General features: G+C 60.8%; 11 protein-coding genes. 4 read left to right on the top strand and 7 right to left on the bottom strand.

The annotated features are described in order from the left end of the window. Positions 1–18: 18 nt before the first annotated feature. The 3 genes from ACFFT4_RS23975 to ACFFT4_RS23965 form a co-directional block, all read right to left on the bottom strand. Positions 19–870, bottom strand: coding sequence for a phosphate ABC transporter substrate-binding protein (locus ACFFT4_RS23975; protein ID WP_378051439.1), 852 nt, complete (start codon positions 868–870; stop codon positions 19–21). A 25-nt stretch (positions 871–895) separates the two neighbouring features. Continuing rightward, on the bottom strand, positions 896–2,311 hold the full coding sequence (locus tag ACFFT4_RS23970) for a stalk domain-containing protein (RefSeq protein WP_378051631.1): 1,416 nt from the start codon (positions 2,309–2,311) through the stop codon (positions 896–898). 110 nt (positions 2,312–2,421) lie between these two features. Continuing rightward, entirely contained in the window at positions 2,422–3,603 is a 1,182-nt protein-coding gene (locus ACFFT4_RS23965; RefSeq protein ID WP_378051438.1) for a methyl-accepting chemotaxis protein, read from the bottom strand. Positions 3,604–3,857: 254 nt separating this feature from the next. On the opposite strand from ACFFT4_RS23965, the gene ACFFT4_RS23960 reads away from it, so the two are divergent. From ACFFT4_RS23960 to ACFFT4_RS23950, 3 genes are read left to right on the top strand one after another with little or no spacing between them, the layout of a single operon-like run. Next, the gene (locus ACFFT4_RS23960) at positions 3,858–4,244 is read left to right on the top strand and encodes a GntR family transcriptional regulator (protein WP_378051436.1); all 387 of its coding nucleotides are present in this window, start codon (positions 3,858–3,860) and stop codon (positions 4,242–4,244) included. Then, positions 4,241–5,116, top strand: a complete 876-nt coding sequence (locus ACFFT4_RS23955; RefSeq protein ID WP_378051434.1) for an ABC transporter ATP-binding protein — start codon at positions 4,241–4,243, stop codon at positions 5,114–5,116. The genes ACFFT4_RS23960 and ACFFT4_RS23955 overlap by 4 nt, the downstream gene beginning before the upstream one ends. Continuing rightward, entirely contained in the window at positions 5,109–5,729 is a 621-nt protein-coding gene (locus ACFFT4_RS23950; protein ID WP_378051433.1) for an ABC-2 transporter permease, read from the top strand. Before ACFFT4_RS23955 ends, ACFFT4_RS23950 begins: the two co-directional genes overlap by 8 nt. 73 nt (positions 5,730–5,802) lie before the next feature. Here ACFFT4_RS23950 and ACFFT4_RS23945 read toward each other — a convergent pair whose 3' ends face one another. The 3 genes from ACFFT4_RS23945 to ACFFT4_RS23935 form a co-directional block, all read right to left on the bottom strand. Further along, entirely contained in the window at positions 5,803–6,945 is a 1,143-nt protein-coding gene (locus tag ACFFT4_RS23945; RefSeq protein WP_378051630.1) for a Gfo/Idh/MocA family protein, read from the bottom strand. Positions 6,946–6,965: 20 nt separating this feature from the next. Beyond that, positions 6,966–7,928 carry a sugar phosphate isomerase/epimerase family protein gene (locus tag ACFFT4_RS23940; protein ID WP_378051432.1) on the bottom strand — a complete coding sequence of 321 codons (963 nt, stop codon included), beginning with the start codon at positions 7,926–7,928 and terminating at the stop codon, positions 6,966–6,968. Positions 7,929–8,366: 438 nt separating this feature from the next. Next, a complete protein-coding gene (locus ACFFT4_RS23935) occupies positions 8,367–9,440 on the bottom strand; it encodes a Gfo/Idh/MocA family protein (protein WP_378051430.1) in 1,074 nt (357 codons plus the stop codon). A 144-nt stretch (positions 9,441–9,584) separates the two neighbouring features. Between ACFFT4_RS23935 and ACFFT4_RS23930 the strand changes: the two genes are divergently transcribed. Beyond that, positions 9,585–10,454, top strand: coding sequence for a helix-turn-helix domain-containing protein (locus tag ACFFT4_RS23930; protein WP_378051428.1), 870 nt, complete (start codon positions 9,585–9,587; stop codon positions 10,452–10,454). A 150-nt stretch (positions 10,455–10,604) separates the two neighbouring features. On the opposite strand, the gene ACFFT4_RS23925 is transcribed toward ACFFT4_RS23930, so the two are convergent. Next, complete coding sequence (locus ACFFT4_RS23925) at positions 10,605–21,071, bottom strand: non-ribosomal peptide synthetase (RefSeq protein ID WP_378051427.1); 10,467 nt, start codon at positions 21,069–21,071, stop codon at positions 10,605–10,607. Positions 21,072–21,082 lie beyond the last annotated feature (11 nt).

Here is a 21,082-nt window from a genome sequence, read left to right as displayed (position 1 = left end):
TATTCGCAATAAGTCAGGCTATTTCAGCGCGGAAATCGGGATAAACTTCAGCTTCTTCAGGGAGCCGTTCTGGAACTTGGCGCTTTGAATGTACTCGATGAACGCTTTCGTTGCGCCGTCCGGCTGGCCCTTCGTCATATAGTAGCCGTAACCCCATACTTTGTACGTGCCGTTGACGACGTTCGCTTCCGTCGGCGCGACTTTGTTGATTTTCAGCGCCTTCATGTTGCTCGTTACGTACACGAGGTCGATGTAGCCGATGGCATTCGGCGTCGTCTCTACAGCCGTCTTCATGTCGCCGCTCGACTTGACTTCCTTGTAGTTGTTGCCTTTGCTGATGAAATCGGTGCCCTGCAGCGCCTTCAGCTGGAAGTTGACGCGAGTGCCGGAGCCGAACGCGCGGTTGACGACGATAATGTCGGCGTCCTGTCCGCCTACGTCCTTCCAGTTCGTCACCTTGCCGGAGAAAATGTCCTGCAGCTGCTTCGTCGTCAGATCGTCGACCTTGACGTTTTTGTTGACGACGGCCGCGAACGGAATAATCGCGACCTTATGCGCAACCTGCCCGTCGAATTTCTTGAAGCCCGGAACGTCCTGGGAAGCGTCCCAGTCCACCGCGCCGATATCGGCGATGCCCTTGCGAACCGACTGCGGACCGGTGATCGAGCCCGCCGCGGACGCCGAGATTTTCACCTTCGGGTGCAGCTTCTTGAATTCGTTGGCCGCTTGCAGCGTCAGCGGCAGCAGCGCGGAAGAACCGTTGATGACGATTTTGCCCTTCAGGGAGCTTGCCGCTCCGGCCGCGGGCACGGAGGCCGAGACCAGGGCGATCGCCATGGCGGCGACGGATAGCGTTTTAAACCATTTCATGGAAAATGTTCTCCTCTCGGTTCGATTATCGGGACGCCGGCTTCCAGCGCCCGTTCACATCCAGGAATACGCGGCCGTCCTGCACGATGGCCAGCGGCGCGCCTTCCTTGGCGACGATTCCGCTCGCCGCGCCGGACAGCGTGTAGAGCTGCTTCGCCGCGCCCGTCGCCGGGTCGACCTCGTAGACGAATTGCTCGTCCCCGTCGCCCTCCGTCAGCAAATACCATTTGCCGCCGGAATATTCCGCTTGATAGATATCTCTCTCGTCGTACAGAGGAGAAACCTTCTTGTCTGCGCCGACCTTAATCAAAGTCGATTTCGCCGCGGCGTCGGCGCTAACGCTGACATATGCGACGCTCTTGCCGTCCGAAGCCGCATGGATGAATACTTTGTCGTCCGTGGAGGTCGTCAGCTGCACGGCTTTGTTTTCCTTCGCGGCGGGCTCGACCGTAAATTGGAAGATTTGCGGCTCCGTGCCCTTCGTGTCGATCGAGACGTCGTCCGCTTCGACCGGCTTGTCCGCGTCGGCGACGACGGCGCCCGGCTTCGTTACCGTGTAGGTGAACGTTTGGCCGTCCGCGGACACTTCAAGGTTCGCTTTGTAGTCTACCTTGTCGTCCAGAATCTTCGTGATTTTATCGATCTCGGGGTCCAGCTTGGCGATGACGCTGCCTTTGTCCCCTTGCAGGAAGTAAATGCCGGTTCCGTCGGCCGACCATACAAGCTCCGGCTTGATGCTCGTGTCGACGCTGACGACAACCGCGCGGCTTATCGTCGAAAGATCCAGCACGGATACTTGTCCGTTGGCGTTCGTATAAGCGGCTTTCCGGCCGTCCGGAGCAATGACAAGATCGGAAGCGTCGGCTGCGACGTCCAGCAGACGGTACTTGCCCGTAGCCGCCTCGACAAGATAATCCGCGCGTCCCGTCTCGTTCTCCTGCGTGGCGATAAACCTTCCGGCGTCGACCCACTGAATGCGGTCCACGTTCGCCAGAAGCTTGGCGTCAATCCAGTTCGTGCCGGTCTCGTCCTTGTACAGGCTCGCTCCCAACGCATCCACATAGGTTTCCAGCTCTATGTAGTTCACGCCTTTGACGCTCTTGACCGGAACGTCCAGTCCGCGCTCCGCGCCGTCGACCTTCAGCACGGCGCTGCCCGACTTCAGCTCCACCGTATGTCCGTTCAGCTTCGCCTGGACTCCGCCGCCGGAAACCTGCAGCTTGGCTCCCAGCCTGGAGCTGATTTCCCGCAGAGACACGAGGGTTTTGCCTTTCTCCGTGATCGTACCGAAATTGACCGCCGTTCCGTTAACGATGTAAACCGAATTCGCAAGCTGCACCGCGCTGTTCGTCTTTTCGTTTGCGGCGAATGCCGCGCCGGCGGAAGCCGCTCCGACCGCCAAAGCCAACACAGTTGCCAGGGACGCTTTCTTTAGCACCATCGACACCGATCACCCTTCTGGATTATGGTAGATTTTTCTTATAAGGCTACAGTGAGTATAGTCCCGGTTTGTAAAGCGGCGATTTCCGGCCCGTTTTCCGATTGTTAAATTTAGGATTTCATCTGTCCGGCCAGCTTGCGGATCTCGTCCCTTGCTTCTTTGGACCTGTCTCTCGCCGCGGCGGACGCCGACAGCAGCAAGGCCGCCGCTTCCTGATTCAGCTCGGACGAGCTCCACAGCTGCGCGATCGTATCCTCGGTTTTCTTCACCGAGTGCACCCCTCTGTCCGCTCCCAGCTTGCCTTCCCCGGCCAGCCCGGCCGACAGCTTCACCGCCTCCGTCATCGCCTTGATCTGTCCGGCGATCTGCCCGGCCGACCGCTTCGTCTGATCGGCCAGCGCGCGAATCTCTCCGGCGACGACTCCGAACCCCCGGCCGTGCGCGCCCGCCCTCGCCGCCTCGATCGCGGCGTTCACGGCCAGCAGGTTGCACTGATCGGCCAGCTCGGCGATCAGCCGGACGATGCCGTCGACGGCCGACGTGCGCTCGGTTAACTGGCCGGCGGCTTTCTCCTGCTTGTCCGCGTTCGCCGACCACAGCTTAAACAGATCGAGCATCTCCCCCAGCTGTTGGCGGCCCTGGTCCGTAATTTCCCCGATCCGTTCGCTGCATTCCTTTACTTCGCCGGTCGCTTTCGCCACCCGCTCTACCGACACGTGAATGTCCTCGATCATCGCTTCGGTATCGCCGATCGTGCGCATCTGCCGGCTGACCGCTTCCTTCTGCAGCAGCCTCGAGACGTTAAGCAGATCGTTCACCGTCAGCACTCCGGCGAGCTTCCCGTTGTCGGTAAGCAGCACCGCGTCGTAGAACGTCTCCTCCGTTCGCGACAGCGCGCGATCGATCAGCTCCTGGGGATCGATCGCCAGATCGACGATCATCGGAGCCTGGTCCATCAGCACGGACGCCGCTTTTTTCCCGTATACGGACTGGCCGTACAGCGTGCCCAGGCTGCGAAAAAACCGATCCTTCATAATAAGGCCGAGCGGCCTCTTCGCTTCATCGCATACGACGACGCACTCGTGCTGCTTCTGACGACGGAACAAGTCGACCAGATCGTTGCTGCGCTGCGACGGATCGATGACCGGACAACTGCTTGCCCAATCCTTTACGGCAATCGGCTGAAAAATTTCGTTAACGGAAGGAACGGCCCGGACCGTGCGGCGAAGACCGGCCTCCTGCTGCGGGCTGTCCGCAGTTCCGGGTTTCTCCAGAAGCATGCTCGTTGCCATCAGAACACCTCATTCTATAGAAATTGGGCTTGACGGGAAGGTTTTTCCTATAGTCTGAAAGTAACAGAAGATTGTTTTCCATTCGTTCGTCTTCCGTTAACTGACGGTAAAGTTTGTCCTTCGGGCAGGCTGCCGGGCTGCAAACGCCCTCCGATGGGCAGTCGAGGCGGCCGATCGGCTTGAACGGTTGACGAATTTCGCCCCATGTGTATATATTATATATATACAGTAAATACACATAGCACGGAGGCGCCATGAACATCATTTTATCCAACGCGTCCGACGAGCCGATCTACGGGCAGATTGTCCGTCAAATCCGTCAGGCGATTCTTAACGGGGAATTGACGCCCGGCCAGCCTCTTCCGTCCATCCGGCTGCTGGCCAAAGAACTGCAGATCAGCGTCATTACGACCAAGCGGGCCTACGAGGAGCTGGAGAAGGAAGGGTTGATCGATTCCGTCGTCGGAAAGGGGTCGTTCGTCTCCGGCGCCAACCCGCAATTTATTCGGGAGCAGCGGCTGCGGCTGCTGGAGGGCAAGCTGATCGAAGCGGTCCAGGAAAGCCGTTCGCTGCAGATGCCCCTGGAGGAGCTGCTCGCGCATATTCGGCTGCTGTACGAGGAATTGGAGGGAGAAGGATGAACGAAAATGCGGTTGTCGAGGTTAGCCGTCTAAGCAAAAAATACAAGCGCTTCGAGCTGAAGGACGTCACCATGGACGTCAAACAGGGCTTTATCACCGGGCTGATCGGGGCAAACGGCGCAGGCAAGAGCACGCTCATTAAGCTGATGATGGGCATGACGCTGCCCGGCGGCGGAGATGTGCGGGTGTTCGGCCAAGCTTATGCGAGCCATGAAGCCGAGATCAAGGAGCGGATCGGCTACGTCGCCGACGATTGCAGCTATTACGAGCATCTGACCGTCGACGCGATGAGAAGCGTCTGCGCACCGTTCTACAAGCGTTGGGACGATCGGCAATTCGCCCGGTACATCGACCGGTTCGAGCTGTCGCCCAAGGCGAAAATCCGCAGCCTGTCCAAAGGAATGAAGATGAAGCTGAGCCTCGCCTTCGCCCTGTCGCACCGGGCCGAGCTGCTGATCATGGACGAGCCGACCGCCGGTCTAGATCCCGTCTTCCGCCGGGAGCTGCTTGAAATTTTAGCCGAACTGATGCTGGACGAACGCAAGGCGATTTTGTTTTCCACGCACATTACGACCGATCTCGACCGCGTCGCGGATTATATCGCTTTTCTCAATCGGGGGGAGCTGGTGTTCAACGAGTCGAAGGAACGGGTGTTCGAGCGGTACGCTCTCGTCAAAGCGGACAAGGAATTGCTGGATGCGGACGTTCGCCGCATCTTCGTCGGCATTCGCGAGACGTCGTCCGGCTTCGAGGGGTTGACCGGCGATCGGCGGGAGGCCGAACGGCTCTTTGCCGGTTATGGGCGGATCGAGCGTCCGACTCTCGAGGACATTATGTTTTTTACGGCCAAGGGGGTCGAGGCGCATGCTTAATCTGATTCGCAAAGACGTTATCGCTCTGAAAATGTACTTCTTGTTCGTGGCCGTCTATGCCGTCGCGTTCGGCGTCTTCTTCGTGTCGCCCTTCTCCCCTATGATGATCTGCATGCTGCCGGCCATTATGATGACGGTGTTCTCCTCGACCATCGAGCTGCGCAACAAAAGCCTGCTGTTCATCGGCAGCCTGCCCGTCCGCAGACGGGAAATCGTCCTGGCGAAATACGTCAGCCTCTTCGTCTATTTGGCGTTGGGCATGCTTCTGGCCGCCGCGATTTACGCGTTTAACGAATACGTGATGGATACCCGTTTCCCTTTCACTGCGCTGCACCTGTCGCTGTCCGCCGCGCTGGCGATGGCCTTCGCAGCGCTCTACTATCCGGTGCAATTTTGGCTGGGCGTGCGCAATTCGTCCTTTATCTCGTTTCTCGTCATCTTTCTGACCGCGGCGATTATCGGCGGACTCGGCAACTTCAAAGACGCGCTCAGCCTCGGCGAGTCGTCCTGGACCCGGCTCGCCGCCGGGCTGCCCATCGCCGGACTGCTGCTGTTATCCGTCTCTTACCGGGTGTCGCTTCGCATCTTTCTGCGCAAGGATATCGAAGGATAATCCCCTGTACAAACAATGGCGGCGTCAGGGAGGTTCGCTCCCCGCGCCGCCATTGTTTTATGAAGAACAACCGTTACACTTCGTCGATGCCGACCCAGGAGCCGCGTTCGATCGACAAGTCGACCGCTTCGAGCACCTCTTGGCACTTCACGCCGTCATAGAACGTCGGCGCGAACGGAGAGCCCGTCTTAATGTGCTGCACGAATTCGTACACAATATGCACGAAGGCGTGCTCGTAGCCGATAATGTGACCGGTCGGCCACCAGTTGCCGGCATACTTGTGCGACGGCTCCGTCGCCATAATGCGGCGGAAGCCGGCCAGATTAGGCTCGTCCTCGCGGAAGTACACTTCCAGCTCGTTCAGCTTCTCGAGATCCCAGCGCAGCGAGCCTTTGCTGCCGTGAATCTCGAACGTGTTGTGATTTTTGCGTCCGGCCGCGAAACGGGAGGCGACGAACATGCCCATCGCGCCGTTCTTGAAGTCGGCCAGGAAACCCGTCGCGTCGTCGACGGTAACCTCGTCCTTCTGCGTGGACGAGCCGGCGCCGGCGGACAATCCGCCTGCCGCATCCGTCGCAAGCGGACGCTCCTTCACGAACGTGCGGTTGTGACCGACAACGCGGTCGAACTCGCCGATCAGGAAGCGGGCGAGATCGATGCTGTGCGCATTGATGTCCCCGTGAGCGCCGGAGCCGGCGACTTCCTTCTTCAGCCGCCACGCCATCGGCGTGTTCGGATCGACGAGCCAGTCCTGCAGGTAGGTGGCGCGATAATGATGAATCTCGCCCAGACGGCCTTCGTCGATAATCTGCTTCGCCAATTGAACGGCCGGCAGGAACCGGTAGTTAAAGCAGACCGCGTGCTTGACGCCCGCTTTCTCCGCCGCCTCCAGCATCTCGCGGCCGTCCGCCAGGTTCAGCGCGAGCGGCTTCTCGCAGAAGACGTGCTTGCCCGCGGCGATCGCGGCCATCGTAATTTCTTTGTGCGCGTCGCTCGGAGCGTTGATATCGACGAAGTCGATGTCGTCGCGCGCGACCATTTTCCGCCAATCGGTCTCGTAGGATTCCCAGCCGAACTTGTCGGCCGCCGCCTTGACGCCTTGCTCGTCGCGTCCGCAGATCGCCTTCATGACGACGTCGGCGGCCGGATCGAAGAACATGCCGACGTCTTTATACGCATGGCTGTGGGCTTTGCCCATGAACTTGTAGCCAACCATGCCGACGTTGATTTTGTTGTTTACGCCCACCACATTTCACCCGCGCTTTCTTTCAGAATCAGGGAGTTGAGGAAGCCGGCCGCTTTCGTGAAGCCTTCGTTCACGCTCATGATGCCGTCTTCGTGCTCGATGCTGATCGTGCCGTCGTAGCCGACAAGACGCAGCGTGCTCACCATATCCTTCCAGAATTCGTCGTCGTGGCCGTAGCCGACCGTACGGAACACGAAGGAACGGTTCAGAATATCGCCGTAATGCTTCGTATCGAGAACGCCGTTCAGCGCCGTATTGCGCTTGTCGATCTTCGTGTCCTTCGCGTGCACGTGGTAGATGGAGTCGCCGAGCGCCTTGATGCACTCGATCGGGTCCATGCCCTGCCAGAACAGGTGGGAAGGATCGAAGTTGACGCCGATGTTGTCTCCCGCTTCCTGGCGCAGGCGCAGAGCGGTTTCGGTATTGTACACGAGGAAGCCCGGGTGAGCTTCGATCGCCACTTTGACGTTATGCTTGCGCAGGAACGCGGACTGTTCCTTCCAATACGGAATCGCGACTTCGTTCCACTGCCATTCGAGCACGGTCAGGAAATCGGGCGGCCATGGGCAAGTGACCCAGGACGGATACTTTGCGCCTTCGGAGTCTCCCGGGCAGCCGGAGAACGTAACGACCGTCTCCACGCCGAGCTTCTCGGCCAACTGCACGGTCGCGACGAAATCCTCGTGATCGGATTGCGCCGTAGCCTTGTCCGGATGCAGCGGGTTGCCGTGGCAGCTCAGCGCGCTGATCGTCAGGCCGCGGGAATCGACCGCTTCGCGAATGCGGCGAACGGCCGCCTCGTCGTTCACGATCTCCTTCGCGTTGACATGCGCGGTGCCGGGAAATCCTCCCGTGCCGATCTCCACCGCTTGCAATCCCGCCGCCTTAACGGTATCAAGCGCCTGTTCGAACGATTGCTCAGCGAATAGAACGATAAATACGCCGGATTTCACTGGATATTCACCAAACCTCTCATTAAAAATGGAAACCTTTGCACGTTTATGTACGCGCGTTCATAAATCACCTTCTATTTTACCTGAAACGAGGGGCATTTTGCCACTCTTATTTCATTTGGGGACGGCTCTCGCCCCCGATAGCGGTCCGGCGGACCGCTATTTCTCCGGGCTGCAGCCTTCTGTGCCGGTTAACGGTCTGGCGGACCGTTATTTCTTCGGACCGCTGTCTTCTGCCCCCGTTAACGGTCTGGCAGACCATTATTTCTCGGAATGTACTCTTCTACACCCGTTAACGGTCTGGCAGACCGCTATTTCTTCGGACCGCTGTCTTCTACACCCGTTAACGGTCTGCCAGACCGTTATTTCCTCGGACCGCTGTCTTCTACACCCGTTAACGGTCCGGCGGGCCGCTATTTCCCCGCTCCCGCCGGCGGCCTATGCGAAGCTGATCGCCTGCCCCTTGCTCGCGGATTCGTAGACGGCTTCGAGAATCTCCTGCACGACAAGCGCCTGCCTGGCCGTCACGACGGGCTCGCGATCGTAGGCGATCGCTTCGATCCAGGCGCGCGCCTCCTGCTCGGCGGCGTCGTCCGGCACCGGATTGCCTCCGAAATCGCCGGCCATCTGGATTTCCTGCGTGTACAGGCGGCCATGCTCCTCGCCGTTGACGCGCAGCCCTTTCTTCATATCGGCTCCCGCCTTCGTACCGCTCAAGGACACCTTCGCCTCGTCCACGTCCAGCGTGTTCAGCGCCCAGCTCGACTCCAGCCAGACGGTCGCTCCGTTTTTCATCGTGATCATCGCGAAGGCGGAATCTTCCACCGTGAACTTCGCCGGATCCCAAGGCCCCCACAGGTTCGCGTTGCTGCCCTGCTCCGCCAGCTTGCGGTAGGAGGAACCAAGCACCGTCTTCGGCTCGTAGTTGTCCATCATCCACAACGCCAGATCAAGCGCGTGCGTGCCGATGTCGATCAGCGGACCTCCGCCCTGCTTCTCCTGATCGAGGAACACGCCCCAGGTCGGCACCGCGCGGCGGCGCACCGCATGCGCCTTGGCGACGTAAATCTCGCCAAGCTTGCCCTCGCGGCAGGCTTGATGCAGCCAGCGGCTGTCGGCGCGGAAGCGGTTCTGATACGCGATGCTGAGCTTCTTGCCCGTTCTTTCGGACGTTTCCAGCATTCTGCGCGCGTCCTCGGCGGTTTTGGCCATCGGCTTCTCGCAGAGCACGTGCTTGCCCGCCTCCAGCGCCGCGATGGAAATTTCCGCATGCGTATCGTTCGGCGTGCAGACGTGCACGACCTGAACGTCCTGATCGCGCAGCAGCTCGTACACGTCGTGGTACACTCTCGCGTCGTGCGTGCCGAACCGGTTCTTCGCCTCGTGCGCCCGGTCGGCCGAAATGTCGAAGAACGCGACCACCTGCGCTTCCGGGATTTTGGCAAGCGATGGCAGATGTTTCCCCAAGGCGATTCCGCCGCAGCCGATCATGCCTACGTTAACTTTTGACAAAGCGCTTGTCCTCCTTGCGGCTTATCCATATTCAAACTACAATATAGTGTATCATACTTCATTTAGAATCCCATTCGGGGATCTGCGAGGATTGTATGCGATTTTGCCTTTTACCGCCCACCACCTCTATAAGGGGCTGATCCCTTGCAACCGTTAAGAGAAAAGATCGAATACGAGAATCCTCTGCTATCGCTCAAGATTTGGCAGTCGACGAGGCGCAACCACGGGGAAGTGTCCTGGCATTATCATCCCGAATGCGAGTTGATGCTCATCCAGGAAGGCAACCTGACCGTCGACCTGAGCGACGAGACCTTCGAGCTGGGACCGGGGGACATCGTCATACTGGGCAATTCCCAATTGCACAGAGACCACTCCGCCGAGGGGATTTTGCGCTATATCGTGCTGCAGTTCGACCTTACCAATTATTTCGATCAGAGCACGATTCCATACTTGCAATACTTTAACGAGACCAAGGTGCCGCTGAGCGCCATGAACTATATTTTCCGGGAAAATCCCGAAGCCCGCAGCAGCGTGGCCGAATGCATCAGCCAGATTCACCGCGAGGCGTCCGAGAAACAAAGCGGCTACGAGCTGGCGGTCAACATGCTGATCAAGAAGCTGCTGCTCATCCTGATCCGTAACGATACCCGGGGGCTGCTCGCCGACCAGGACCGGATCGAGCGCATCCGGCTTAAGCCGGTGCTCGACTTCGTCGAAGCGAACATCGACGGCCGGATTGCCGTGGAGGAAGTGTGCGGACTGGCGAACATGAGCTATTATTACTTCGTGAAATTTTTCAAGAAAATTATGGGACAATCGTTCACCGAATACGTCAACTTCCGTAAAATCAAACGCGCGGAGCAGCTTCTGCTCACCCGGGATATCAGCGTTAGCGAAGTCGGCGACCTGATCGGCATGGCGAACATGGCTCATTTCTACAAAATGTTCAAGCGCTTCAACGGCTGCTCGCCAAAAGAGTTTCAGCGCAAGATGCTGGCCTGGGGACGGGGGTAAGGCGGCCCCGGGCCAGGTCCCCCCTCTCGTCTTCCCGCCCCGTCCCCTAGCCGATTTTTGTTCCCCCGTTCCTCCCTGCCAACTATTGCTATCTTCCTCCCTACCAACTATTGCTGCCGTCCGGGCGGCATCCGCCCCTTCTCTTGGCGTCTAAAACGAAAACCCCGAGCCGAAAAGCTCGTCCTTCTTATCCGCGGATTCGCGCAGCGCCTCGATTCCGGTAAGCTTGCCCAGGCTCTCTTCCGGAGAAGCCGCGGCTTTGGCCAGCAGGTTCAGCAGCGCTTCGGCCATCTCGGCGATAGTCTCCTCGCGGAACAAGCAGCGACGATATTCGAAGCCGAGCGCTAACGCGCCCTCCTTTTCTTCCGCTTGCAGCACAAGATCAAGCTTGGCCGCGGCGAAGCTCCATGGCAGCGTCCGCCAAACCAAACCGTCCGCACGGGACGGCGCAGGGGCCATATTCTGCATCACGAACATCGTCTCGAATAGCGGATTGCGATTCCCTTCCCAACGAATAAGCCCCTTTTCGTTCAGCAGGTCGGCCAGATCCTCTGCGGATAACCAAGGATGCTCGAACGCTTCCAGCAGGCTTCTCTTAACCTCTCTTAGCCAAGCCTCGAAGGACAGCGCGGGGTCGGGACGATTGCGGATCGCCCAGGTCTGCAGCATCAACCCGGCGGTCTGCGCCAAATCGGGATGATTGCGGCCGGCCGACGGAACGCCGGTTACAATGTCCGTTTTCCCGGACCAGCATCCCAGCAGCGCTTGGTACGCGGCCAGAATGACCATGAACAAGGTTGTTCCCGTGCGGGCGGCAAAACGCTCCAGCTCGGCTTGGAGAGAAGCGTCCAAGCCGAACGCGTACCGTCCGGCTTGGTCCAACTCGGAAAGATCCAACACTGACCGTCTGTCCCGGTCATAAGGCAAATCGAACTCCGGCACCCCGTCCGCGAACCTCGAAATCCAGTAAGCCTGCTGCCGCTCCCATTCCGCTTCGATCCGAAGCTTGGCGATCCATTCGCTGTAATCCTTGAACTGCGCCTTCACCTCGGGCAATGGCCGATTCTCATAGAACGCCAGCAGGTCGCGAACGAGAAGGCCCGACGTCACCCCGTCGGATACTGCGTGGTGGATGTCGAGCAGCAGCAGATGGCGCTCCGGTTCCAGCCGGACGAGTCCTACCCGAAATAGCGGCGAACGCGTCAGGTCGAACGGACGAAGCCAAGCTTGCGCCGCAGCTTCCCAGCCCCCGTCCATCTCTGATAAAAAAGCCTTCTCGTCCAACGTTTCCAGATCAACGCTCGTCTCCGCATGAACGATCTGAACCGGCTGACCTTCCGACTGGCCGAACGAGGTACGAAGCGCTTCATGCCGGTTTACGAGCCGGGCCAGGGCTTCCTTGAGCCCGTCCACGTCCAGTTTCCCGTCCAGCTCCAGCACCGACGGCATATGATAAGACAAGCTGCCGGGATGGCGGTATTCGTGAAGAAGCATTTGCTTCTGCGCGGGAGTGACCGCGTAATACGGCCGCTCCGGCGCCCGGGGAATGGGCCTAGCGGCAGATTCGGCCGGTTCGCTTCTCTCTATTTTTTGAGCCATCCGGCGTATCGTCGGATGCAGAAACATGATCTTAACCGGGACCGGGACGGAAAATGCTTCCTCCATGCGCGCCGCCAGCATCGCGGCCTTCAGCGAGTGCCCGCCGATGGCGAAAAAATCGTCGTCGATGCCGACTTGCTCCCGCTGCAGCAGTTCCGCCCACATCGCGGCCAGTCGCTGCTCCGTCTCCGTAGTCGGCGCGGCGTACGCCACTCCCGTCTCCATCTCCGCCCCCGGTGCCGGCAGCGCCTTCCGGTCCGCCTTCCCGCTTGCCGTCAGCGGCATCCGCTCCAGCTGCGCGAACAGCGCCGGGATCATATAGTCCGGCAGCCGCTCCCCGCAATGCTTGCGCAGTTCCCCCGACGTACAGGTGCCATCCGCTACGATGTAAGCAACGAGGCGCTTGCCTCCCGTTCCGTCGTTCGCCACCGTCACCGCCGCCTCCGAGACCGCCTCGTGCGTTAGCAGCATTCGCTCGATTTCGCCCAGCTCGATCCGATAGCCTCGGATTTTCACCTGGTCGTCGATTCGGCCCAAATATTCGATCTGGCCATCCGCCGTCCAGCGGGCTCTGTCGCCCGTCCGGTACATCCGCGTTCCCGGTACGAACGGGTTGGGCACGAACCGCTCCGCCGTCAGCTCCGGCTGATTCGCATACCCCGACGCCAGCTGCACGCCCGCGATGCACAGCTCTCCCGGCACCCCGATCGGCTGCGCCTGATCCCCTTCCCCGACGATGTAGATCGCTGTGTTATCGATTGGCTTCCCGATCGGCACGTACTCCAGCTCGCTGTCCGGCTCGCACTCGTAAGCCGTCACGTCCACCGTCGCTTCCGTCGGCCCATACAGGTTCACAAGCTTCGTTCCGCTCAGACCGGCCCGGCGCAGCAGCGCGTAGAACTTGTCCACGTGCGCCTTATGCAGCGCTTCGCCGCTGGCGAACACATACCGCAGCGTCCCCAGCTTCTCTCGCAGCGCCTCCGGCTGTTCGCCCTGCGCCGCTTCCAGGAACGCTGCCAGCATCGACGGCACGAAATGCATCGTCGTGACGCCGTTCGCTGCAATGGCTTTCATCAGCTGTCCCGGGTCCTTCTCCGCCCCCGGGGCGAGGAAAGCTGCGCTGGAGCCGGACAGCATCCACCAGAACAGCTCCCACACCGACACGTCAAAGCTGTACGGCGTTTTCTGCAGGATAACGTCCTGCTCGCCGAGCGAATACGTCCGCTGCATCCAGTGAATCCGATTCATCACGGAACGGTGCCGGATCATGACGCCTTTCGGCCTTCCCGTGGAGCCGGACGTGTATAGAATATAGGCGATTTGCTCAGGAGAGATGGCGACATCAGGCGCTCCATAAGGCTCCGTTGCCAATAACTCTTCCGGCGCTGCCGCAGAAATCTCCCTCGGCACTGCCACCAAAGACTCCTCATTCTCCGCCACACCGTCCAGATCGATCAGCTCCGCACCCGGACAAGCCTCCGCAGCAGCCTCCAACCCGCTCGCCTGCGCGCAGACCATCCGAATGCCCGCGTTATCGGCCATATACCGCAGCCGCTCCGCCGGAAAATCCGGCGGCAGCGGCACATACGCGCCGCCTGCCTGCAAGATGCCGAGCACCCCGGCAAGCATCGCCGGCGAACGCTCGGTCATCAGACCAACCGGCTCGCCCGAACGAAGTCCGCGCGCGAGCAGCCGCCGGGCGACGCGGTTCGCCCGCGCCTCCAGCTCCCGGTACGTCAGCCGCTCCGCCTCGAACACGGCGGCGATCCGGTCCGGCGTCCGCCCGGCTTGACGCCGGAACAGCTCCGGCAAGGTCAGCTCCGCCGGGAACGGAGTTTCCGTGGCGTTAAACGTCTCCGTCACCTGCCGCCGTTCCGCCTCGCGCAGCAGACTGATGCGGGACAGCTCCGTCCGCGGGTTTTCCGCGATCCGTTCCAGCAGCGCGATGAAGCCGTCCGCCCACCGCCGCATCGTCTCCTCCCGGAACAGACCCGTGGCGTATTGGATAATGAAGGTTACCCCTCCCTTTTCCTCCATGGCGTAGAGACCGACATCGAACTGCGAAACCCCGTAATCGACGACTAGCGGCTCTACGATCAGATCGGTCGCGCCCAGATCGGCGTGCGTCATATTCAGCATCGAAAACATGGCGTCGAACAGCGGGTTGCGGCCCAGATCCCGCTCCGGCTGCAATCGTTCCACGATTTCCTCGAACGGCGCTTCCTGCCGGTCCAGCGTCCCCAACACTTCTTCCTTGACGGCCGCCAGCAGCCGCTCGAACGTCCATTTCCAATCGGAAGAAATCCGGATCGGCAGCGGGTTCACGAATACACCGACCAGCCTCTCGGCATCGGGGTGATTTCTTCCCGCCACCGGCGTGCCTACGACAACGCTTGCCTGCCCGGACAGCTTGGACAGCCATAACGCATAGGCGGACAGCAGAACCATGAATAGCGTCGAATCCGCGCTTTGGCTCAGGCGTTTCAAGCTTTCCGTCCGCGCCGCATCCAGATACGCGACCGTCTGGGCGCCTTGCGTGCCCTTTACGGCCGGACGAGCGTAATCCGCGGGCAGCTCCAGCTTCGGAACGGCGGCCTCGAATCGTTCGACCCACCGATCCGTTTGTCTAGCCAACCTGGCAGCCTCGGGTTCCGTTCTCTGCCACAGCGCGTAATCCTTATACTGTATCGGTTGGTCGGGGAGATCCCGTCCTTCGTACAACGCCATCAGATCGTCCGTAAGCACGTTTACCGATACTCCGTCCGCGATAATATGATGAATATCGAAGATCAGCACGTGGCGATCCTCGGCTTCCCGGAACAAGCCGACCCGAAACAGCGGCGCGCAACTTAAGTCGAAGGGCCGGACGAACGCGCGCAGCTCCTCCTCGAGCGCTTCTCTGCCTTCGCGAACCTCGCGCTCTTCCATCGCTTGCGCGACCCCGCGATGTATTCTCTGAAAAGGCTCCCCTTCCGTCAGCTCGAACGAGGTTCTGAGCGCCTCGTGCCGGTCTGTCAGATTGGCGATGGCTTGCATCAGCCGCTCCCGATCCAGCTTCCCGGTCAACCGAAGCGTCGACGGAATCTGGTAAGCCGTACCGTTCGGCTCGAAGAGCTGCAAAAAATACATTCTTCTTTGTGCGGGCGATACCGGATACCGTTCGGCGAATTCCGCCCGCGGAATGCCGCTTGCCGGCACGGGCGAAAATGGCGTCGTTCCCGCGCCGTCTACGAGCGCCGCCATCTGCCTGAGCCGGGGATGGTCGAACAGATCGACCAGCGTCAGGCGAACGCCGAACGTCCGCACGATCAGCGAGACGAGCGAAGCGGCTTGCAGAGAATCTCCCCCGGCGTCGAAGAAATGAGTTTCGCGGCCGTAAGGCCCGCCTCCAAGCAGTTTCTCCCATAGCGCCGCGACCGCGGATTCCGTGTCGCCGACCGGCGGCGCGTACAAGTTCCTTGCGTCCGCGGCGGCTCCGGCTCCCCTTCCTTTCGTCATGGCGACAATGCCGGAAGCGTCCGGGAAGCGCAGCGGCAGCAAATAAGCCCGATGACGCAAAGCCTTTTCGCGTTCGTTCGGGAGCGCCCAATCGCTGCGGTCGCTTATGTTGGAAGGTTTCTCAACGTACAAGCGGTCGGACTCGAGCGTCTCCGCCCTCGGCGCTTCTACGGAAGCCGCCGTCAATTCGATCGCTTCTTCCGGTTCGTACGGCTCGCCGTCATAGAAGATGATGTGGGAAGGCGCCTCGGAAATCTGATGCAAGTCAAATAAGCAGTCTACCTCTTCCCGATGGCTATCCCCAACTCCGAGCCAGCCTGCTTGCTCAAGAAATTGTTCGAAAGGACGGTTTTTCGCTGTACGGCGAAATTTGGCCAACAGCTTCGTACAGCCCCGGACCGACGCGAACCTTTTTAATCCGGCGCATATCGTCTGCTCGACGCCGCGGCCCAGCACCCGGCAGCTGAGCAGGAACGTATGAATTTCCAGCGTCTCCTCGCGCACAAGGCCGGAGACGTAACCGATTCTTCCGTAATCCCCGAACCGGTCGGCGGCTTCCACGATCCAATGGCATTCCGCCGGGAGCGACAGTCCACGGCGGATTTCGGCGGCCGAGCGGCGAATCCCGTTCAGGTTGAACTGATTCGTTCTGGCCGACAGCTGCGCCGCCCGCTCCGCCTCTTCGGAGGATAGCGGGCGGAAGCTGACTTTTATGCGCAATCCGCTTAAGTAATCCTCCAGCGTTGCGCCCGGCCGATTGGCCGCCTCCTTGCGCTGCCGCTCGGCATCGTAGCTGCTTGCCCGCTTCCGGTCCTCTTCCGTGACCCGATGCCGATCCCAGGCCCATACGTGATCCAGGAAATCCGTCATCGTTTCTTCCCGCGGCAATCTTAACGTCAGCACTTCCGGCAGCCGGGCCATGACCTCCAGACATTCCGCCGCGTTGTCGTCGACGAAAATCAGGCTGTCCAGCCCCAGATTCAGCTCCTCCGCCAGCTCGCGGAGATTGTCGGACTTCGGCCGCCAATTGATTCTCCATGCGGCGAAATGCTCCTTCCGCAAAATCATGTCCCCGTTGCGCTCGAATACGTCCCATACGTCGGGCTCGTCGTTTTTGCTGCAGAGCGCCAGCAGCATCCCTTCGCTTCGCTTGCGAAGCAGCAGCCGCTGCCAGGCCGCGAACGCAGGCGTAACCTGTACTCCCGCCGCTCCGTCCTCGCCGGCGATTCCGCGCCACAGCGTATTGTCCGCGTCGACGACGATGACCTTAAACGGACTTTGCAGCCATCCGGCCAACGCCCGCGCCGTCTCCGTGCCGATCGCCGCGAAATATTCCGGCGTGTACGGGATTTGCCCCTCCTCGTTCGCGATCCTGTCTTCGATCTCCTCCACGCGGTAACGCTCGGCGGCCGCGGAGAAGTCCAGCGCCGAGACATGGTTCGCGGCAAGCGCGATCCGCGCATTCCAGCGTTCCCGGAACGCCTGCCCCGCCGACTCGGGCAGCCCGCGCAGCGGGCCGTCCGCGGAGAACGGCAGCAATCCGATGAAATAAGCTTCGCCGCCGTCCCGGGCGTCGAGCAGGAGCAGCAGCTTCTCCAGCTCCGACTCCAGCGCGGACAATCGGGCTTCCGCGGCCGCCGCGCCCGGGGACAGCCAATCCTCGGGGCGAATCAGCAGCACGGTAACGCCGGTTTGGCCGGACGATCCCTCGCGATTTTCCATCACGTATTGGAAAATTTGATTGTACGGAGCGAACGTGACTTGCGCCCGGCTGCCGAACGCTTCAAGCCAGTGGCGGATCGTACCCGCAATCGGCTCCGAAGTGAACGTGGAAGCGATCCGAACTTGGAGCTGCCGCTCCGGCGCAGCCGACCGGGCGCTGTCGTTAAGCGCTCTCCGGCGCTCCAGCCCGGCTGCCGTCTCCGGCTCGAACAGCGTCAGTTCGCCTATTGTGCCGCCTTTTCCGCTTGCCGCCCATTCGGCTATGGCCGTAAAATGCCCGGCCATTCGGGCAATCGTCTCTTCCCGGAACAGGATCGAGTCGTATTCGAACAGGCCGTTTAATTCGCCCTCCGCCCCGGGGAACAGGTCCAGCTTGACATCCAGCGCCGAGGTCGTTTTCTCCAATCCATATTCGCGAAAAACAAGACCGCCGGCTTGCAGCCGGTCGCTTCCCGCGGCATGATTGTGGAAAACTAGCATCGTATCGTAGAGCGGGTTGCGGGAACGGTCTCCACGCGCCGCGGCCGCCTCGACCATCTCGTCGAAAGGAAACTGCCCGTTCGCATAGGCGTCCCGGGTGAGCTTCTCTACCCGGTCGAGCAGGCCGTTCATGTCCAGAGCTTCCGGCACGGTCACCCGGACGGGCAGGAAATTGATCATGACGCCGACCAGCTGCCGAAATTCGGGCCGGTCTCTGCCGTTCACGAGCGATCCGATGATGAGATCCTCCTGCCCGGTATACCGCTGCATCAGGACGGCGTAGATCGCATAGAGCACGGTGTGCAGCGACACCTGCCGCTGCTTGGCCAGACGCTGCAAATCCTCCGTCAACCGGCGAGATACCGTAAACCGATAGGATCGCCCTTCCCCGGAACGCGTTCCCGGCCGCGCTTCGTCAAGCGGCAGCCGCAGCGGAGCGGCGGGCGAGGCCAGCACGTTGTCCAGCCAATAGGCCCGCTGCGCCTGCCACTCCGGACTGCCGATCCGCTCTTGCTGCCAAGCGACGTAGCTCCGGTAGTCTCCTTCTTTCGGCGGCAGCGAAGCGCCCCCGTACAGCGCCTGCATCTCTCGGAGCAGCAGGGCGAGCGACGAGCCGTCGGCGATCAGGTGATGGGAATCCAGCATCAGCAAATGCCGTTCGGCGGAGACGCTTGCCAGCCCGACCCTCAACAGCGGCAAGCGGGACAGCTCGAACGGACGCACGAAGGAAGAGGCGTGAGATGGCCACTCCTCCTCCCCGCCAAGCGTCTCCGTCTCTACCTGTATGACCGAAGCAGGGTGGACGATCTGTCGAGGCTCCCCGGCCTCCGACCAATCGAACGTCGTACGCAGGCTTTCATGCCGCTCCGCCAGCTTCCGGAACGCTTCTTCGAGCCGGGCAACGTCCAGCTGGCCTTCCACGATATAGGCCATCGGCATATGGTGATGCCGCTCCGCGCCGGGAAGCTGCGCGCCAAGAAAAATGCGCAGCTGCGCTCTGGACAGCGCAAACTCGCGATCCTCCGCGGGAGCCGCCCCCTCCGTCTCCGCGGCGCTGCCGTTCGATGGAAGACCGCTTCGTTCCAGATGCGCGGCCAACGCTTGAACGGTCGGATAACCGAGCAGGTCGGCCACGCCGATCTCGCGCCCCGTTTGCCTGCTCAAATCGTCGACGATCGTCAGAGCGAGAATCGAATCGCCTCCCAGTTCGTAATAATGCTCGTTCACGTCCAAGGCGGAGAAGCCCAATCCGCGTCCCCAGGCGTCGGCCACCGTCTGCTCCGTCTTCGTATACAGGCCGTTATCCCGTCCCTTCAGAACAACGCCTTTGGCCGCCTCCGGCGCCCGGCCGGGTTCGGCAGACGCAGCGGACCCGAACGGGTAGGCATAGTCCGAACGGGAGGCTTCCGTTTCCTCCAGCCAGCAGCGCGTCCTGTCGAATTGGTAAGCGGGAATATGGATTTTCCGGACGTCGCGCTCGCGATAATACGCCTCCCAATTCGGATTCCCTCCCTTGGCGTATGCCGAGCAAAGCGCTTCCGGCTCGCTATCCGAGAGGTCCGCGGCAATCTTGACGTCTTCGATCGCCGCCGCGAAATCGGCCTTCCCCAGCCATATCCCCGTCGCAAGCCCGTTCTCGTCCGTCAGCTCGCCGGGTTCCTTCCAACGCGCGCTGTCTTTCTCTTCCGCACCTTTAGCGAGTTCGCCTTCAAGACGCAGCAGCTTGTCCTTCAGCTCATCTGTCGATCGAACCGTTAAGGCCGCTCTGAATTCGTAATGTCCCCTCCCCGTATTCGCCGTATAGCAGAAATCGCCCGTTTCCGCCTCGTCATCCGCCCATCGTTCGGCATATTCGCGATAGCTCGCGGCGATCGCCCGCAGCGCCGTCGGACTTTTCGCCGACAGCGTCAACGGCTGCATCCCGCCGTCCTTCGCCCGCGCCGCAGCCGCCGCTCGCGGCGCCTCCTCGAGCACGGCATGGGCGTTCGTGCCGCTCATCCCGAACGAGCTGACTCCGGCCCGCAAGGGCTCGCCGCCCTCCTCCGGCCACGTACGGAGCATGTCGCTTACGTATACCGGAGAATCCGCGAACGGGATTTCGCGGTTCGGCTCGCGAAAGTGCAGCATCGGAGGCAATTGGCGATAGCGAAGCGCAAGCGCCGCCTTGATTAACCCGACAATTCCCGCCGCCGTATCCAGGTGCCCATAGTTCGTCTTGATCGAGCCGATTGCGCAAAATTGACGGCGATCGGTAAATCGCCGAAACGCCTGCGTAATTCCTCCGATCTCGATCGGGTCGCCGAGCTTGGTCCCCGTACCGTGCGCTTCGATATAACCGATCGTGACCGGATCGACTCCGGCGTCCTGCCAGGCCTTCACGATCGCTTCCTCCTGCGCCCGTCCGTTCGGCGCCGTAATGCCGATCGAAGCGCCGTCCTGATTAATCGCGCTTCCTTTAATGACCGCATAGACGGCGTCCTTGTCGCGGATCGCCTTGCCCAGCGGCTTGAGCAGCACGGCGCCCGCGCCCTCGCCGCCCCCGGTTCCCGCGGAGCCGTCGTCGAACGTGCGCGCGCGGAAATCCGGCGATTCGATTCCGATTTTGATGCCGAGATCGACGGGCAGCAAATAGGTTTTGACCCCGCCGACGAGAGCTTGCTCGCACTCCCCCGTCCTTAGCGCCTGAATAGCCAGATGAAGCGCCACCAGCGAGGAGGAGCAGGCCGTGTCGACAGTCAGGCTCGGACCTTTGAAATCCAGCAAATACGAAATCCGGCCCGCCGCGATCGAGGACAAATTGCCGGGAATCGCAAGGGACAAGGACTCGGGCTCCCGCTCTGCGATCAGCCGCTTGTAGTCGTGAAACGCATCGCCGTTGTAGCCCAGATAGACCCCGGTCGAGCTGCCCGCAAGCTTGCCCCCGCCGTAGCCCGCATCCTCGATGGCGTTCCATGCGACCTCCAGCCATAGGCGCTGATTCGGGCTCATGAGCGCCGCTTCCTTGGGCGACAAGCGGAAGAAGCGATAGTCGAACCGGTCGATTTCGCTTAAATAAGCCCCGTCGTAATACGAGATTTTGCCGCCCGGAAGCTTCGTTCCGGCCAGCAGCGACTCGACGTCCTTCCGGCGCTGTTCGGGGAACGGACCTACGGCGTCATATCGCGTTGCGATTTTATCCCATAGAGAAGCGACGTCTTCGGCCTCCGGAAGCCGGACGGCCATTCCGATAATCGCGATATCGCGGTTAGAGGTTTCCTCCACCGCCATCGGCAGCTCCTCTTCCTCCTCCGCTTCCCACCATGCTTTTTCCATCGCCATATCGCTCGCTC

Origin of the sequence: Cohnella cellulosilytica (assembly GCF_042431195.1) — a bacterium.
In the GTDB taxonomy this organism is placed as follows: Bacteria; Bacillota; Bacilli; order Paenibacillales; family Paenibacillaceae; genus Cohnella; species Cohnella cellulosilytica.
Note: the sequence above shows the minus strand (reverse complement) of the source record. Positions and strands in the feature narration are given on the sequence as shown.